This window comes from Luteococcus sanguinis, from assembly GCF_039527675.1.
Classification (GTDB): Bacteria; Actinomycetota; Actinomycetes; order Propionibacteriales; family Propionibacteriaceae; genus Luteococcus; species Luteococcus sanguinis.
In genome coordinates this window covers 116,130-132,010 of sequence record NZ_BAAAKI010000001.1, presented here as the reverse complement: position 1 = coordinate 132,010, position 15,881 = coordinate 116,130, and the positions used below count along the sequence as shown (strand labels likewise).

The window sequence follows — 15,881 nt, the reverse complement described above, 5'->3', positions numbered from 1 at the left end:
CGCATAACTATTCCGTCCACCGAATAGGTATTCCAAACTGGGCGGGTGGACGTCCGCGCTCAGGCTCTCCTGATCGTCCGACGCGCCATGACGGCACTCATCAGCACCAGCGCCGCGACGACGCCCATCATGCCGGTGACGACATAACCCCAGGCCCAGCCGTGGGAGTCCATCGCCCAGCCCACCAGCGGTGGTGCCATCGCATTGCCGGCGGTGGCTGCCGAACCGTGCCAGCCCATCACCTGTCCGCGCGCCGAGGCGGGAATGAGGGCCGACAACTCGTCCACCGAACTGGCCAGCGACGGCGCGCAGAACAGTCCGGTCAGCACCAGCAGCACTGCGATCAGCGCCGGATGGTGCGCAAAGGCCAAGGGGGCGGTCGTGATGCCGAGCCCGAAGACCAGCACGAAGGTGGGGATGGAGCGACTGATCGCCCCGTAGGTGATGCCCCCGATCGCCGATCCCAACCCCCACAGGGTGAAGGCAATACCGACCCAGGATGCGTGACCGAGGTCGCGCAGCGAGGCGACGATCGCCAGGTCGGTGCCCGAGAGCACGAAGCCCGCCGCCGCCACCGCCAGCAGGATCGCCAAGGCGCGCAATCCCAGCCAGGACGTCGACCCGGCACCCTCGGCGTCCAGTTCGACGGCGTTGGCGATCGGCGGGTTGAGCACGAGCAGGGCCGTCGAGCCGGCGACATAGCCCATTGCGCACACCAGCAGCACCCAGCGCGGGTTCCACCACTGGCAGGCCATGACCCCGAGCGCTGGCCCGGCCATGAACGACAACTCGACTATGGCCGAGTCCAACGACAGCGCGCTGCGGCGAAGGTCCGGCGGGACATTGGTGACCAGCACCTGCCGCACCACCGAGAAGACCGGGAAGGTCATCGCCCCGGCCACCACGATCAGCCCCAGCAGTACCCAGTAGCCGACGAAGGGTGCGATCGCCCAGACCGGCAACAGCACGGCAACCGAGGGGACGAGCGTCCGGCGCAGGCCATGGCGATCGAGCAGGTGCCCACGCCAGGGTCCGGCGATGGCGGCGGCGACGGTGAACACGCCGGCCACCACGCCAGCGGCGGAGTAGCGGTCGTCCAGGTTCCCGACGACGTGCAGCGTCAGCACCAGACCCATGGCGAACTGGGGCAGGCGCGACAGCACCCCCACCAGCAGTGTGTTGCGGACGACCGGGATGGCCCAGAGGCGACGGTAGGCGGAGAAGTCCACCTGTCAGCGTGCGGGCTCAGGGGCGTCGGACGCAGCGTCCTCGACCACCAGGATGATCTTGCCGATGTTGTCCCCGCCGGCCAGTTGTTCGTGCGCGGCCCGCGCCTCGCGCAGTGGGAAACGGGTCTCCGGGGCTGGCTTGATCTCGCCGGCGCTCACCAAGGGCCAGATGACCTCGGCCACGCGTGCGATGATCTCGCTCTTCTCCTCGACGCTGCGGAAGCGCAGGGAGGTGGCGCGCACCGTGCCGCGCTTGTTCAGCAGCTTGCCGATGTTCAGCGTCCCCTTCACCCCGCCCTGCATGCCGATGATGACGAGCCGTCCGCCGGTGGCCAACGCGTCGACGTTGAGCTCCAGGTACTTGGCGCCCATGATGTCGAGGATCACGTCGGCGCCCTTGCCGTCGGTGGCCTCCTTGAGACCGGTGACCCAGTCGTCGTGGTAGTCGAGTGCGATGTCGGCGCCCATCTCGCGGCAGTGGTCGAGCTTGGCCGGGCTGCCGGCGGTGGTGGCGACGCGGCAGCCGATTGCCTTGGCGTACTGGATGGCGAAGGTGCCGATGCCGCCCGCGCCGCCGTGCACCAGGAAGGTCTCGCCCTGGGCCAGCTGCACCTCGTCCATGTTCGAGACGACGGTCGCGGCAACCTCCACCAGGCCGGCGGCCGTGACCAGGTCGACGCCCTCGGGCGGGCGGACGCACTGGGTGGCCGGGACGACGAAGTACTCCGCGTAGGCACCGCCGGCGAGCAGGGCGACGACCTCGTCACCCTCCTTCCACTGGCTCACGCCCTCGCCGAGCGCGGCAATCGTTCCGGAGGCCTCGAGCCCCATGATCTCGCTGATGCCCTTCGGCGGCGGGTAGTGCCCCTGGCGCTGCAGCAGATCGGCGCGGTTCACTCCAACGGCGACGGTCTTCACCAACACCTCGCCGGGTGCGGGGGTGGGGGTGTCGACCTCGTCCCAGGAGAGGTTCTCGGGTCCGCCGGGTTCGGTCACGGTGATGGCGCGCATGCGTCCAGCCTGCCACAGCCCGAGCGTCGGTCGGAGGCAGTGGGACGACGGCGATAGGCTGGGCCCTGCACGGGGCTCGCCCCGGGCTGGCGAGGTCGCATAGTGGACTAGTGCAGCCGCCTTGAAAGCGGCCGAGGGGCAACTCTCCGTGGGTTCGAATCCCACCCTCGCCGCGTCAGGACGCCCGTCGGGGCAGAGCCAGGAGAGATCGCGTGAACACCTATGTGCTGAAGCCCCGCCCTCCGATGCGAGCCTTCTTCGTGGCCGCCATCATCAGTGCGCTGGGTGCCGTCCTCGCGGTCGTGGCCGCCGCACAGCACGCGGGTGCGGTCTGGATCACGCTCGCCTTCATCCTGCTGGCCCTTGGGGTCGTGCTGGCGGTGATGGGCTGGCTGTCGATGACGCGGATGCAGACCTACATCAAGCTCGACGACAAGGGCTACGAGATCAAGGGTCCGGGGGTCGAGAAGGCCGGTGAGTGGACGGACGTGAACCGCGTCACCACCAGCAACGGCGGCACCCACCTGACGATGTACCACGGCGAGGTCGGACGCACCCACATCATGTGCCCCGGGGGCCAGGGCGGCGCGCAGATGGCCGAGCTTGCGCAAGACATCGCAGACCACCTCGACAAGGACCGCGGGTACAGCAGCCTCGGCTGAACTGTACGGGTCCCCGAGCGGATCTTGAGCGGCCCCCGAGCTTGTCGGGGCAGCTCAGTGGGAGCCGGCGACCTGCAGGTCGGCCGGAGGATTGGCCTCGGCCTCTGCAGCAGCAGTCGGATCCCAGGCGCAGGCGTCGGCCAGGTCAACCTTGTCCTGGGCCTTCGACGCGCTGGCGCTGGGGGATGCTGAGGGAGTCGCGCTGGTGGTCGTGGGGGCCGCGGAGGTGGCTTTGGCGGACGCTGAGGCGCGGGGCGTGGCCGAGGCGCTCGCCTTGATCCCCTCGGACAGGTCGATGCCCTGCTGGATCATGATCTTCATCTGCTCCACGTCCGGGCTCCACGGTTTGAACTTCTCCCCATTGGGCAGGGTGGTCGTGGGGTAGCCGAACAGCACGCGCTGCTTCTTCGCGTCCTTCATCTTGAGGGCCAACTCGACCAGGGCCGGCGCCACTTCCTGCGGGATGTCGCTGAGCAGGGCATCCTTGCCGGCATTCGCGATGGCCTCGTAGTGCGTCACCAGCGTGGACGGGTTGGCCTGGCCGACGATCGCCTGCACGACGCAGCTCTGGCGCGCCATCCGGTCGGTGTCGGTCGTCTGGGACCGGGAACGCGCGAACCACATCGCGTAGTAGCCGTTCAGCTTGCGGTCCTGGCCCGGGTGCAGGTAGCCACCCTTGGGCGGGATGCCTGCCTCGTACTGCTCCTTCGACTGCGCCACGGGGAGGTAGCTGTTGACGTTGAGGGTCACGCCACCCAGTGCGTCGATGAAGCTCTGCAGCCCGTCGATGGAGAGCAGGACGAAGTAGTCGGGCTTCAACCCGGTGATGCCCTCGACGGCGATCTTGAGCGCATCTGCGCCGGGGTAGTCGGTGTCGGTGAACAGGTCGGGGTGCGCTGCGGGGACGTTGTTCCACACCGAGTTCAGCTCGTACTCGGCGTTTTCGTTGTCGATGCCGTCCCAGTAGCCGTTGGGGTATGCGGCGGCCAGGTCGCTGCCGTCGGGGAAGGGGAAAGCCTCCATGTTGCGCGGGAGCTGGATGATCGCGGTGTTGCCATTGTTGAGGTCCACCGACGCCATCATCATGGTGTCGGTGCGGATGCCCTCACCCGGGGCGATCGCATCGCGCTGGGTGGAGTTGTCACCGCCCAGCAAGAGGATGTTCAGCCGCTCCTTGCCCGCCCAAGGGTCCTGGCCGGAGGTGAGCGTGGGGCGGGTCTGCGAGCGGGACTGGTCGGAGTCCTTGAAGATGGACGAGATCAGCGACTCCTGGGAGCGCGCGTAGCGGGCCGCCACCGCGAGCGGGGCGCTGACGCCGAAGGACAGCAGGCCTACCAGGATGGTGCCGGTGACGCGCTGGGCTCCGGTGAGCCGGCGCGGTCGAGTGGCCAGGTGCGTGCCGACGATGATGGCGACCCAGGCCACGGCCAGGGCCAACAGCGCCCAGGTGGCGATTTTCAGCTGCGTCGGACGGGCGGCCATCGCCGCGGTGCCGCCGATGTCGAAGTAGGCCTTCGCGCCCAGCGCCGCCAGGCCAAGTGCGAACAGGGACGTGATCACGATGCCGAGTGTGCGGTGGCGGGTGCGCCACAGACCGAGGCCGGGGAAGATCGTTCCGAAGGCCGTGAGCAACAGCGAGCGGGTGAAGGGGTGTCGCCGATCGGTCATCGGCAGGCTCTCGGGGTCCAGGCGCTCCGGGGCTCGGACGGTCGTTGCGCCGGGCACGTCGTCCGCTTCGAGGGCCTGGTCACCGGACATCGCACGACGCGGTACGTCATCGGGCGTGAGGGACCGAGCGTCATCGGGCGTGACAGATTCAACGTCGTCGTCGCCGACTGGGGGCATGCGTCCTCCACGTGCTCGTGTTGGGCACCACTCTAACGAGTTGCCCGAACCCCGGTGCACCCGGCTTTGCCGCCGCGGCTGGCACCCGATACGCTTGGTCGTCGTTGGAGGTGTCGCCTAGTACGGTCTATGGCGCCCGCCTGCTAAGCGGGTTTGGGGCTAAAACCCCATCGCGAGTTCAAATCTCGCCACCTCCGCCAACCGACCGGCCCCGTGGGTTCACCCACGGGGCCGTTGTCGTCCCCCCTGTCGCGCGGGTCTTGGCCGGTTCGGGTCAACACCGGCGCTGGGGTTTGCGGACGAGGTCGGTTCCGGCCGGATCCGGTCGATCCCGAAACCCTCACATACAGCCGCTCAGGGAGCAGGGGGAAGCACCGCCTGCGTCACCAGGGTGGCCGGATCCCCGGCGCCCCCGATGATGTCGTTCACCGCAGCCATGAGTCGCAGTTCGCCGACGAGGTCTGGAGCCCTCTGGGCTACCAGTTGCGCTGCGAGAGACGCGGCCGGGACGCCTTCGACGGTCTGTTCCAAGCGGGTCATCTCCGCCAGAGCGTCGTCGGCCCGTTCGCCCCTTCCGATCCGTACGCCATAAACCTTGTTGCGTCCGCTCAAGCCGGTGACCTCAAGGTCCCCGACGCCGGGAAGGCCGAAGGCAGTCTCAGGACGGGCGCCCAAGGCCTCGCCGAGCAGCGACATTTCGCGGACGGCACGCGCGAAGGTTGCGGCTTTCAGGTTGTGATGGGGGATGCCTGTGGCTTCCTCCAATCCGTCGGAGATGCCGAGGGCGATGGCGTACACGTTCTTCATGGGTGCGCACACCTCGACGCCCACCTCGTCGTCCGTGTGGTCGATGGCATAGACGGGAGTGCGCGCCTGGCGGGCGTAGCGCAGCGACACTTCACCGTCGCGACAACCGAAGATTGTGGCGGTGGGCTTCCTTTCGGCGCACTCGTTGGCCTTGACCGGTCCAGCAATGGCGACCATGGGCGGCAGGGTTACCCCAGCTTGCCCAGCGATTCGCCGCAAGGCATCCGGAAGGAGCTCGATCCTTCCGCCCTCGTCGGGGCAGAACCCCTTGCTGGTCAGCCAAATTGCGTCGGCATGTTGCATTGCTGGCAACGCCATCTCGGTGACTTTGGGTACACCGACTGAAGCCACTGACATGACGATGACGTTCGCTCCATCAGTCGCCTCCTCGAGTTCGTCCGACCGGAAGGTTCTAACCCCTTGGGCGAACGGCGCCTTGGTCCTGGGATGACGTTGCCCGGCTTCCACGGCATCGAGCAAGTGGTCGTCCAACCAGGTTCCCCACAGCCGTACGTCCCACCCGGAATCGGCGAGCGGGGTGCACAAGGCCGAGCCCATGGCACCCGCTCCCAGCACGGCGATCCTGGCCACCTCAGGCTCCCTCGACGGTGAGCTCGGCCTCGTTCGGGTACTTCTGGGCGAAACCGTGGATCTCCTGGACGACTGGGCGCAGCGCCTCGTACAGCTTCCCCTGGATTTCGGCGGCCTCCTGGTAGCGCTGGTGCAGCGCCTCGTCCGGCTCGGTGGTGTCCCCGAAGTGGGCCATGGCCTTGGCTGATGTGACGACGGAATTGTCCCCATGGACCCCGGTGAAGGCCATGCCCAGGCAGGCAGCCCCCACGGCACCGATCTCGTCTTCCGTGCAGGCGGTGATCGGCAAGCCGATCGTGTCGGTCATGATCTTTCGCCAGAGCGGGCTACGCGTGCCACCGCCCATGGCGCGGATCGTGGTGATCGGGACACCAGTGGATTCCTGCATCCACCGGAGGTTGCGGCCCATCTCCATCCCGATGGCCTCCAGAATGGAGCGGTACATCGCTGCCTTGTCGTGTGAGCCCCGCCATCCCACCTGCGCGCCGCGGGCAATGGGATCCCAGTAGGGGGACTGGACGGCCTGCCAGTAGGGGAGCGTGAACAGCCCGCCACAACCGGCGCTCACCCTTTCGGCCGCTGCTTCCAGCTCGGGATCCGGACGGCCGTTGAGTTCCGCCTTGCCCATGGCTTGTCGGAACCAGGTGGCCAGGTAGGAGCCGCTGCTCTGGAGGATTTCCAGGACGAAGGTGTCAGGTACACCGGAGGCCAGCGTGCGGTACGCGGGGCCATAGACGTACTCGTCCGACTGGACGCCTGCATTCACGGCCGTGCCGAGGTTGAGGTAGGCAACCCCAGGTTCGACAACGGCGGCTCCGATGCCAGCCGCTTGACCATCGCCGCACCCCGCCACGACCGGCAGGTCCTGGAGAATGCCCCATGCCTCCCGCACCTCGGGCAGGACATCCCCGATGTACTCGCCTGGACGGACGAGGTCGGCCATCTGGTCCTCCCTGACCCCGGCCAGATCCAACAGTTTGGGACTCCAGGTCTGGGCTGAGATGTCGAACAGCCCGAGCGAATCTGCGCAGGCCACCGAACTGGTCCACCGCCCGGTCAGGCTCCACACGAGGTAGCCGTGGACGTCCATGATCTTGTGCGCCCGCGGGAGCACGTCTGGCTCGTTCTGCTTGAGCCATGCCAACTTGTACAGGGCCGGGGTGATGTCGGCAGGTTTTCCCGACAGCGCGTGGATCTCGTCCGTGCCGAAGGCCAGGATCTGCTCGGCGGCTCGTCCATCCAGCCACAGGATGCCCGGGCGGAGCGGGTTTCCCTGCTCATCGAATGGGGCGAAGGATTCCCGCTGATGGGTCATGGCAAGGGCGGCGACGCGTTCCCGCTGGCCGGGGGAGAGCTGCCACACGGCCTCGTGGATCGCCTCGTTCGTCGATGTCCACCAGTCCCGCGGGTCGTGCTCGAACCAAGCGGAATGGGGTGAGGAGAGCGGAATCTCGCGCTTGCCCTGCCCGACCACCTTCCCCTGTGCATCAACCACGACGGCCTTGGTTGCAGTCGTGGACGAATCGAGTGAGATGACCAGCGGATCGGTTTCGCGTACGCACATTGCGGCTATTTCCCTTCGTTCTGCTCTGAACGTGCCGTGAACCCAAGCAAATGCTCATGGGCTGGAGCCGTCAACGTGCTTGGACGAAAGGGCACCGCCAGCATTTGGGAAATGCACGAAGGCCCGCACCCTGGTGGGTGCGGGCCTCGCTCAGTTCCAACGGTCATCAGCGGACGATCAGGCTTGCGCCTTGACCGCGTCGCGGACCTTGTCGAGCTCTCCGGCCAGGGGCTTGGGAAGCTTGTGGCCGAAGCCCTCGAACCAGTTCTCGAGGCGGGGCAGCTCGTCGGCCCACTCGTGGGCGACGTAGCGGGTGCACTCGTCCACGACGGCCTGGTCGATGCCCAGACCCTCGATGTCCAGCTCGCCCTCGGCCGGGATGACGCCGACGGGGGTCTCCTGGCCCTGGACCTTGCCCTCGAGGCGGTCGATCATCCACTTCAGCACGCGGCTGTTGTCGCCGAAGCCCGGCCACAGGAACTTGCCTTCGGCGCTCTTGCGGAACCAGTTGACGTAGAAGACCGTGGGCATGTTCTCCTCGCCCTGCTTGGCACCCATGTCCAGCCAGTGCTGCAGGTAGTCACCCACGTGGTAGCCGCAGAAGGGCAGCATGGCCATCGGGTCGCGACGCAGTACGCCGACCGCACCCTTGGCCGCGGCCGTGGTCTCGGACGAGCAGGTGGCGCCCATGAACACGCCGTGGGTCCAGTCGCGCGACTGGGTGACCAGCGGGATGGTGTTCTCGCGACGGCCGCCGAACACGATGATGTCGATCGGCACGCCCTGCGGGTTGTTGAAGTCCTCCGACAGGATCGGGCACTGGTCGATCGGGGTGCAGAAGCGGCTGTTCGGGTGCGCAGCCTTCTCGTCCGGACGACCACCCTCCGGGCCCTCCTCGGGAGTCCAGGAGCGACCCTTCCAGTCGGTCAGGTGCGGGGGCTTGACGGCGGTCATGCCCTCCCACCAGACGCCACCATGATCGGTGAGGGCGACGTTGGTGAAGATGTTGTTGCCCTGCTCGATGGTGCGCATGGCGTTCGGGTTGGTGGCGGCCCCGGTTCCGGGAGCAACGCCGAAGAATCCGTTCTCCGGGTTGATGGCGTACAGGCGGCCGTCGGGGCCGGGCCGCATCCAGGCGATGTCGTCACCCAGGGTCTCGACCTTCCAGCCCGGGATCGTCGGTTCCAGCATGGCCAGGTTGGTCTTGCCACAGGCCGACGGGAAGGCGGCGGCGATGTGGTACGCCTTGCCCTCCGGCGAGATGAGCTTCAGGATCAGCATGTGCTCGGCCATCCAGCCTTCGTCACGGCCCATCACCGAGGCGATGCGCAAGGCGTAGCACTTCTTGCCCAGCAGTGAGTTGCCGCCGTAGCCGGAGCCGTAGCTCCAGATCGTGCGCTCCTCGGGGAAGTGGACGATGTACTTGATGTCGCTGCAGGGCCACGGGACGTCCTTCTGGCCCGGCTTCAACGGCATGCCGACCGAGTGCAGGCAGGGGACGAACTCGGCGTTCAGGCGGACCATCTCGTCCAGGACACTCTTGCCCATGCGGGTCATGATCTTCATCGACAGCACCACGTAGGCGGAGTCGGAGACCTCGACGCCGAACTTGGCGTCCTCGCCACCCAGCGGGCCCATGCAGAAGGGCATGACGTACATCGTGCGTCCACGCATGCAGCCGTCGTACAGGCCGCGCATGATGCCCTTCATCTCCTCCGGCTCCATCCAGTTGTTGGTGGGGCCGGCGTCCTCCTCCTTCACCGAGCAGATGAAGGTCTGGTCCTCAACGCGGGCCACGTCATCGGGGTCCGTGCGGGCGTAGATGGAGTTCGGCATCTCGGAGTCGTTGAGCTTGATGACCGTGCCCGACTGCTCCAGCAGGTCGACAAGTTTGCTCCACTCCTCGTCCGATCCGTCGCAGTAGTAGATCTTCTCGGGCTGGGTCATCTCCGCGACCTTGTTCACCCAGTCGACGATCGACTGCAGCGCGGGGACCTCACCCTCGACGGGAATGTCGGCGACAGCGCGACGCTCGAACTGCTCGGACGGGGCGTCGTCCATGGGGACGATGGGATCGGGATTTACGGACTGGAAAGCGTTCACAGATGCTCCTGTACCTCGGTGTACTGGCCGGTGTGGTTGCCTCCCGAGAGGTTTCCATACCACTACGTCTAATGGTATGAAATGAGACCACCGGGATGGGTTGTATCGTCCAACAATTTTGTCGGGCTTGTCCAGTTGGGGGCCCATGCGGCGACGCGATTCGCCTCTTGGGCCCGAAGTGTGTAGAGTTGTCTCCTGCCCGCAAGGGTGAAGCACTCGTGGCTCAATGGATAGAGCAGCTGACTACGGATCAGCAGGTTGGGGGTTCGAGTCCCTCCGAGTGCGCAGGACGAAGGCCCGGACCACACGGTCCGGGCCTTCGTCCGTGTTGGGGCTCGTCCGTGTTGGGGCCCGTCTGGTCGCGCCGATGCATCTCGGGCGCGCACCGACGACCCCCGCGGATGGGTAGTGTTCCGGCCGAGGGCTTGCGAGGAGGTCGAGATGGTGGCACGCAATGAAGGGCCGCAGGTGCTGAGGGGCCTGCCCGCTTCGCCGGGACGGGTGAGGGGCACTGCTCGCGTGATCGCGAGCACGATGGAGTTGCACCTCCTCCAGCCCGGTGAGGTGCTGGTCGTCCCGATCACCTCGGCCGACCACGACGAGACGCTCGGACGGGCCGCCGCCCTGGTGACCGATGTCGGTGCCGGCGGCAGCCACTCGGCCAGCGAGGCCCGAGCACGTCATATCCCCGCCGTACTGGGTACCGGCATCGCGACCCGCTGCATCAGCGACGGGATGGTCATCGAGGTGGACGGTGACACGGGGCAGGTCACACTGCCCGAGGGCGCCGCCCCGATCCCGACCGGCTTCCGACCACGCGTCCCCTACAAGTTCGCCATTGGGGCGGGCGCCGCAGCAGCCTTGGCGCTCGTCCGCACCCTGACCCACTGAGTACACGAGTCACTGAGCCCACAAGTCACTGAGCCCACAAGTCACTTAGTCCACGGAGCCGCCATGCGCATCGTCCCCACCCTCGGCCTCGTCGCCGCGTTGGCTCTGTCCGCCTGTTCGGCCGGCGGTGACGCGACCACTGCCACGCCCTCGCCCAGCGGGAAGGCGATGGTGACGCTCAGCTACCAGGTGCCCAATGGCTTCGCCAAGGTGGCGGCGCCGAGCCGCAGCCCGCAGGCGGGGATGAGCTACGACATCACCACCTTCGAGCAGGACTCGTCCGGCTGTGCCCTGCAGGTGATGCGGGTGCTGATGTCCTCGTCCAACACGATGGAGGACCAGGACGTCACCTACAACATGGTGTCCGGGATGGCGACTGCCCAGGGTGTCGAGGACGCCGACAAGGTGACCGAGGGGCTGTACTTCCCAGGGGAGCCCGGACCAGTGCCGGGGCTGCAGGTCGCGGGGGAGGCCACCGCCAAGACGATCCGGGTTGCTGGCCGCCTCAGCAACGAGTCGCTCCAGGGCTTCTCGCTGATGATGCTGTGCCCCAGGGGGAAGCTGGACGCGACCGTGTGGAAGCAGTTCGTGGAGCAGGTTCGGGTGGACGGCTTCCAGGGTTCCCTCGAGGAGCACTAGGCGCCCAGCTGTCCAGATGTCCTTGCGGGTGTGACGCGCATCTGGGGCAGCCAGCAGAATGTGGCGGTGAATGCTGCTTCGATCACCTACCTCGTCGCCGGTTTCGGCCTGCTGCTGGCGGCCGTGCTGCCGGCATCATTGCGCCGTTTCCCCATCTCGGCGCCGATGGTGCTCGTCGGAGTGGGGGTGCTGGTCGGTCTGATGCCGGTGCCGCACCGCTGGGTCGACCCCATCGCCCACCGCGGCTTCGTCGAGCACTTGGCCGAGGTCGTCGTGCTGATCTCGCTGATGGGCGTGGGCATCGCTATCGACCGTCCGTTGCGGTTGCGTTCGTGGCGCAGCGTGCTCACCTGGGGTTCCACCTGGCGGTTGCTGCTGGTGGCCATGCCGCTGACCATCGCCGGAGTCGCCCTCGCCGGCAACTGGCTGCTGGGGCTGGGCGGTCCGGCCGCGCTGCTGCTGGGCGCTGCGCTCGCGCCCACCGACCCGGTGCTGGCCAGCGACGTACAGGTGGAGGGTCCGACGACCGGGGTCGCCCCGGAGGAGATCGACGAGGAGCAAGAGGTGCGCTTCGCGCTCACCGCTGAGGCCGGCCTGAACGACGGCGCCGCCTTTCCCTTCGTCTTCTTGGCCTTGCTGTGGGCCGGGCATGGCCACCTCGGGGGTTGGCTGTGGCACTGGGCGGCCTGGGACCTGCTCGGACGTGTCGCGCTGGGCGTCGGGGTGGGGGTCGCGATTGGTTGGGTGCTGGGCATGATCGCCTTCCGTGCCCCGCGGCGCGCCCTGCGTACCGCCCACACCGGGGAGCCCTTCCTCGCGCTGGCCTGCCTGGCGCTGGCCTACGGCACCGCCGAACTGGTGCACGGCTACGGCTTCATCGCGGTCTTCTTCGCCGCTGTCACCGTACGCTGGCGGGAGCCGGGTCACGAGTACCACGAGCTGATGCACCAGGTGGTGGAGCGGCTCGAGCGTCTGGGGTCGCTGCTGGCGCTGCTGCTGCTTGGCATCGCGCTCAGCAATGGTCTGTTGGCGCGACTCACGCTGGGCGGGGTGCTGCTGGCCCTACTGCTCGTCTTCGTCATCCGTCCGCTGGCTGGCTGGGTCTCCCTGTCCTTCGGGCCGAACCGCACCCGCATCGGCTCCACGATGCTCACGCGACGCGACCGGGCCGTCATCTCCTTCTTCGGGGTGCGCGGCATCGGCACCGTCTACTACCTGGCCTTCGCCACCGGGCTGGCGAGCTTCGGCGAGCAGACCGGGTTGTTGTGGTCGACCGCTGCCTTCACGATCATCTTGTCCGTTCTGGTGCACGGGCTGAGTTCCGGCTGGGCCATGCAATGGGTGGAACGGGGACGGGCCTGACCGCTCGCCGAGGTGCACCCCACCGACAGTGCCGAGCAGATGCTTTTCGTCGGTGATGCACGAGCACCAGCCCTCCAGGCCGACCCCGTGGCCGGCCAGCGGGTCGCCGAGGGGGAGGTGGGCCCCGGTAGCCCGGTGAGGATGGATCACCTGCTCGAGCATCGTTCATCTCATGGTCAAGAGGGGTTCACGGGCCGGCTGGCCGACGATGGCTCGGGAGCCTAGCGTGGAGCGCATGACGAGCATCTGGGCACATCGCGGAACCAGCAGCGAAGCCCCCGAGAACACCCTTCCCGCCTTCGAACTCGCGATCAGCCAGGGGGCGGACGGTTTCGAGCTGGACGTGCAGCGCACCGCCGATGGGGAGTTGCTGGTCTGCCACGACGAGACGATTGACCGGATGAGCGGCGCCAGCGGTGCGGTCGTCGACCTGACCCTGGACGAGATCCGCAGCCACGACTTCGGCGGCTCCTTCGGGCTCGACGGCGTCAAGGCACCCACCCTGCGCGAGGTCTTCGACCTGATGCGCGGCAATGACGTGGTGTGCAATGTCGAGCTCAAGGACTCCCTCGAGCCCTACCCGGGCATGGCCGCCCAGGTGCTCGACCTGATCCGCGAGTGTGGTCTGGCGGAGCGGCTCTGGATCTCCAGCTTCAACCATTGGACCCTGCGCGAGCTGGCCGGTGCCGACCGGGGCGGGGTGCGTCTCGGCGTGCTCTTCGCCGAACCGCTGGTCGACCCCTGGGACTACGCGACCCGGCTGGGCGTCCAGGCGATCCACCCGTCCTGGCAGTCGCTGGCCCTCGTCCCGGAGACCACCGGGCGCTGCCAGGAGACGGGCATCGCCGTGCACGCGTGGACCTGCAATACCACCGATGAGATCCGCACGGCCCTCGACCTCGGCGTCGACGCGGTGATCACCGACTACCCGGCAAGGGCAGCGGCAGCGCTCAGCCGTTGACCGGCAGGCGGCGCGCCCGGCCAGCTTCAGCTGGGTGTAGTGGCGCAGCGCCTTGGCAAGGAACAGCGCAGGTCGTCCTCCCAGCGCAACACCAGCGCGGGGGTCGTGATCTGCTCGGTGAGGTGCATCGGTGACTGCGCGTCCATCGTGGCGGGAGGCAGCCCCCGTTCTGGTCGCGGGCAAGAGTTCACCCTCGGGTGGTCGAAAACTGTCGGTGCCGCGGTCTAGCGTCGGGGACATGACCCCACATAGGAACCCCTTACTGTCCAATTCCGTCTCCCGCCGGGCCCTGATCGCCGCAGCAGTCGTCGGTGGATCCGCGGCGCTGGCCGCCACCGATGCCGACGCCGCACCGAAGGCGAAGGCCGCCGGCGCACCTGGCTCCCCGGACCACCGCCTCACCGTGCTCGGCACCACTGACTTCCACGGCAATGTCTTCAACTGGGACTACTTCAAGAACACCGACTACTCCGACCGCGCGGGCAACCAGATCGGCATCGCGAAGGCCGCGACGCTGGTGAAGGCCGTGCGCGCCGAACGCGGCGCCGAGAACTGCATCACGCTCGACGCGGGCGACATCATCCAGGGCACGCCGCTCGACTACTACTACGCCAAGATCAACCCGATCACCGCCGGCTCGACCCACCCGATGGCCGCTGCGATGAATGCGCTCGGCTACGACGCCATCGCGCTGGGCAACCACGAGTACAACTACGGCCTGGAGACCCTGCGCGCCTTCGAGGCCCAGCTGGACGCCCCACTGCTGAGCGCCAACTCGGTCGACTGGGATTCCGGACGCCCGATCTTCCCGCCCTATGTGCTGAAGAAGATGAAGACCGGTCAGGGCCACGTCACGGTGGGCATCCTCGGCCTGGTGACGCCCGGTGTGGCGATCTGGGACAAGGCCAATGTCGAGGGCAAGGTGCGCTTCCCGGGCATCGTCGAGCAGGCGCAGGTGATGGTGCCGCGGATGAAGGCCGCTGGCGCCGACATCGTCGTCGTCTCGTGCCACTCGGGCGCCACCACCGGCTCTTCCTATGGCGACGCCCTGCCCTACCCCGAGAATGCGTCCACCCTGCTGGCCGAACAAGTCGCCGGCATCGACGCGATCCTGGTCGGGCACGCCCACGTCGAGATCGTCGAGCGCTTCGTCACCAATGCCGCCACCGGCAAGCAGGTGCTGCTCACCGAGCCGCTGTACTGGGGCATGCGCGTCAGCGTGATGGACCTCGACCTGCGCAAGGAGAAGGGCACCTGGAAGGTCGTCGCCGCCCACTCGACGCTGCTGAACGCCAACACCGCCGCGGAGGACGAGGCGGTGGCCGCGGCCGTCCGTCCGGCGCACGAGAAGGTGCTGGCCTACGTCAACTCGGTGATCGGCACCTCGCTGGTCGCGATGAGCGCCGCCACCAGCCGCTACGAGGACACCGCTGCGATCGACTTCATCAACCACGTGCAGGCCAGCGTCGTGAAGGCGGGCATCGCCGGAACGCAGTACGCCGACCTGCCGGTGCTGTCGATCGCAGCGCCCTTCAACAAGGCGGCCGCCATCCCCGCCGGGGACGTGACGGTGCGCGACGTCGCCGGGCTGTACATCTACGACAACACCCTGCTCGCGATCGTCCTGACCGGCGCGCAGATCAAGGCCTACCTGGAGAAGTCGGCGTCCTACTTCAAGCAGCTCAGCGGGACCGGCCCCTTCACGCCGGAGCAGGTCACCAACGCGGTGACGGCCACCGCCCCGAACGGCACCCCTGACTACAACTACGACGTCATGGGCGGGCTGGACGCGAAGCTGACCTACGACATCGACATCGCCCAGCCGGTGGGCTCCCGCATCGTCCGTCTCGCCCATGACGGGCAGCCCGTCTTGGACGCGGCCCAGTTCGTCGTCGCCGTCAACAACTACCGCCAGTCCGGCGGCGGCGGCTTCCCGGGCGTCACCACGGCCCCCGTGGCGTGGAACGGCCAGCTGGAGATCCGCCAGGCCCTGATCGACTGGGTGAGCGCCAACAAGACGATCGACCCGGCGCTGTTCTCCTTCGTGGACTGGAAGTTGGTCGCCAATGGCCAGCCGGTGGTCATCGACAGCTGAGGCCAGTCACCTCCCGAAAGCCCCACCCCCGGGCCGCCAGAGCGGTGGTCCGGGGCTCGGGCGGGGTTACCACTGGCGCGGCTGACCGCCTAACGTTGGCTGCTGGCGCGACAGTGCGCCT

The 15,881-nt window shown here is 67.6% G+C and carries 12 protein-coding genes and 3 tRNA genes; 9 read left to right on the top strand and 6 right to left on the bottom strand.

The window, feature by feature from the left end:
• Positions 1 to 59: 59 nt before the first annotated feature.
• Entirely contained in the window at positions 60 to 1,229 is a 1,170-nt protein-coding gene (locus ABD089_RS00680; protein ID WP_343884220.1) for an MFS transporter, read from the bottom strand.
• Between the two features lie 3 nt (positions 1,230 to 1,232).
• A complete protein-coding gene (locus ABD089_RS00675; RefSeq protein WP_343884219.1) occupies positions 1,233 to 2,240 on the bottom strand; it encodes an NAD(P)H-quinone oxidoreductase in 1,008 nt (335 codons plus the stop codon).
• A gap of 88 nt (positions 2,241 to 2,328) precedes the next feature.
• On the opposite strand from ABD089_RS00675, the gene ABD089_RS00670 reads away from it, so the two are divergent.
• Together ABD089_RS00670 and ABD089_RS00665 are read left to right on the top strand one after the other, a co-directional pair.
• Positions 2,329 to 2,413, top strand: a tRNA-Ser gene (locus ABD089_RS00670).
• A 39-nt stretch (positions 2,414 to 2,452) separates the two neighbouring features.
• Positions 2,453 to 2,902: a hypothetical protein gene (locus ABD089_RS00665; protein WP_343884218.1), complete on the top strand. Its 450-nt coding sequence runs from the start codon at positions 2,453 to 2,455 to the stop codon at positions 2,900 to 2,902.
• Positions 2,903 to 2,956: 54 nt separating this feature from the next.
• Here ABD089_RS00665 and ABD089_RS00660 read toward each other — a convergent pair whose 3' ends face one another.
• On the bottom strand, positions 2,957 to 4,747 hold the full coding sequence (locus tag ABD089_RS00660; RefSeq protein WP_343884217.1) for an LCP family protein: 1,791 nt from the start codon (positions 4,745 to 4,747) through the stop codon (positions 2,957 to 2,959).
• A 106-nt stretch (positions 4,748 to 4,853) separates the two neighbouring features.
• Between ABD089_RS00660 and ABD089_RS00655 the strand changes: the two genes are divergently transcribed.
• Positions 4,854 to 4,947 (top strand) — tRNA-Ser (locus tag ABD089_RS00655).
• Between the two features lie 154 nt (positions 4,948 to 5,101).
• Here ABD089_RS00655 and ABD089_RS00650 read toward each other — a convergent pair.
• From ABD089_RS00650 to ABD089_RS00640, 3 genes are all read right to left on the bottom strand, one after another.
• Entirely contained in the window at positions 5,102 to 6,145 is a 1,044-nt protein-coding gene (locus tag ABD089_RS00650; RefSeq protein ID WP_343884216.1) for an NAD(P)H-dependent glycerol-3-phosphate dehydrogenase, read from the bottom strand.
• Position 6,146: 1 nt separating this feature from the next.
• Complete coding sequence (locus ABD089_RS00645; RefSeq protein WP_343884215.1) at positions 6,147 to 7,709, bottom strand: xylulokinase; 1,563 nt, start codon at positions 7,707 to 7,709, stop codon at positions 6,147 to 6,149.
• A 177-nt stretch (positions 7,710 to 7,886) separates the two neighbouring features.
• Entirely contained in the window at positions 7,887 to 9,770 is a 1,884-nt protein-coding gene (locus ABD089_RS00640) for a phosphoenolpyruvate carboxykinase (GTP) (protein WP_343884213.1), read from the bottom strand.
• A 254-nt stretch (positions 9,771 to 10,024) separates the two neighbouring features.
• Between ABD089_RS00640 and ABD089_RS00635 the strand changes: the two genes are divergently transcribed.
• From ABD089_RS00635 to ABD089_RS00610, 6 genes are all read left to right on the top strand, one after another.
• Positions 10,025 to 10,097, top strand: a tRNA-Arg gene (locus ABD089_RS00635).
• Between the two features lie 156 nt (positions 10,098 to 10,253).
• Positions 10,254 to 10,703 (top strand): PEP-utilizing enzyme, encoded by a 450-nt coding sequence (locus ABD089_RS00630; protein WP_343884212.1) that lies wholly within the window; start codon positions 10,254 to 10,256, stop codon positions 10,701 to 10,703.
• A gap of 63 nt (positions 10,704 to 10,766) precedes the next feature.
• On the top strand, positions 10,767 to 11,342 hold the full coding sequence (locus tag ABD089_RS00625) for a hypothetical protein (RefSeq protein WP_343884211.1): 576 nt from the start codon (positions 10,767 to 10,769) through the stop codon (positions 11,340 to 11,342).
• A 66-nt stretch (positions 11,343 to 11,408) separates the two neighbouring features.
• On the top strand, positions 11,409 to 12,704 hold the full coding sequence (locus tag ABD089_RS00620) for a cation:proton antiporter domain-containing protein (RefSeq protein ID WP_343884210.1): 1,296 nt from the start codon (positions 11,409 to 11,411) through the stop codon (positions 12,702 to 12,704).
• A 235-nt stretch (positions 12,705 to 12,939) separates the two neighbouring features.
• Entirely contained in the window at positions 12,940 to 13,665 is a 726-nt protein-coding gene (locus ABD089_RS00615; protein WP_343884209.1) for a glycerophosphodiester phosphodiesterase, read from the top strand.
• Positions 13,666 to 13,903: 238 nt separating this feature from the next.
• Positions 13,904 to 15,760 (top strand): bifunctional metallophosphatase/5'-nucleotidase, encoded by a 1,857-nt coding sequence (locus ABD089_RS00610; RefSeq protein ID WP_343884208.1) that lies wholly within the window; start codon positions 13,904 to 13,906, stop codon positions 15,758 to 15,760.
• Positions 15,761 to 15,881 lie beyond the last annotated feature (121 nt).

Bases quoted from the DNA above. Each gene is read 5' to 3' on its own strand.
- ABD089_RS00675 (WP_343884219.1), bottom strand. From the start codon at position 2,240: ATGCGCGCCATCACCGTGACCGAACCCGGCGGACCCGAGAACCTCTCC.
- ABD089_RS00660 (WP_343884217.1), bottom strand. From the start codon at position 4,747: ATGCCCCCAGTCGGCGACGACGACGTTGAATCTGTCACGCCCGATGAC.
- ABD089_RS00645 (WP_343884215.1), bottom strand. From the start codon at position 7,709: ATGTGCGTACGCGAAACCGATCCGCTGGTCATCTCACTCGATTCGTCC.
- ABD089_RS00640 (WP_343884213.1), bottom strand. From the start codon at position 9,770: ATGGACGACGCCCCGTCCGAGCAGTTCGAGCGTCGCGCTGTCGCCGAC.
- ABD089_RS00630 (WP_343884212.1), top strand. From the start codon at position 10,254: ATGGTGGCACGCAATGAAGGGCCGCAGGTGCTGAGGGGCCTGCCCGCT.
- ABD089_RS00625 (WP_343884211.1), top strand. From the start codon at position 10,767: ATGCGCATCGTCCCCACCCTCGGCCTCGTCGCCGCGTTGGCTCTGTCC.
- ABD089_RS00615 (WP_343884209.1), top strand. From the start codon at position 12,940: ATGACGAGCATCTGGGCACATCGCGGAACCAGCAGCGAAGCCCCCGAG.
- ABD089_RS00610 (WP_343884208.1), top strand. From the start codon at position 13,904: ATGACCCCACATAGGAACCCCTTACTGTCCAATTCCGTCTCCCGCCGG.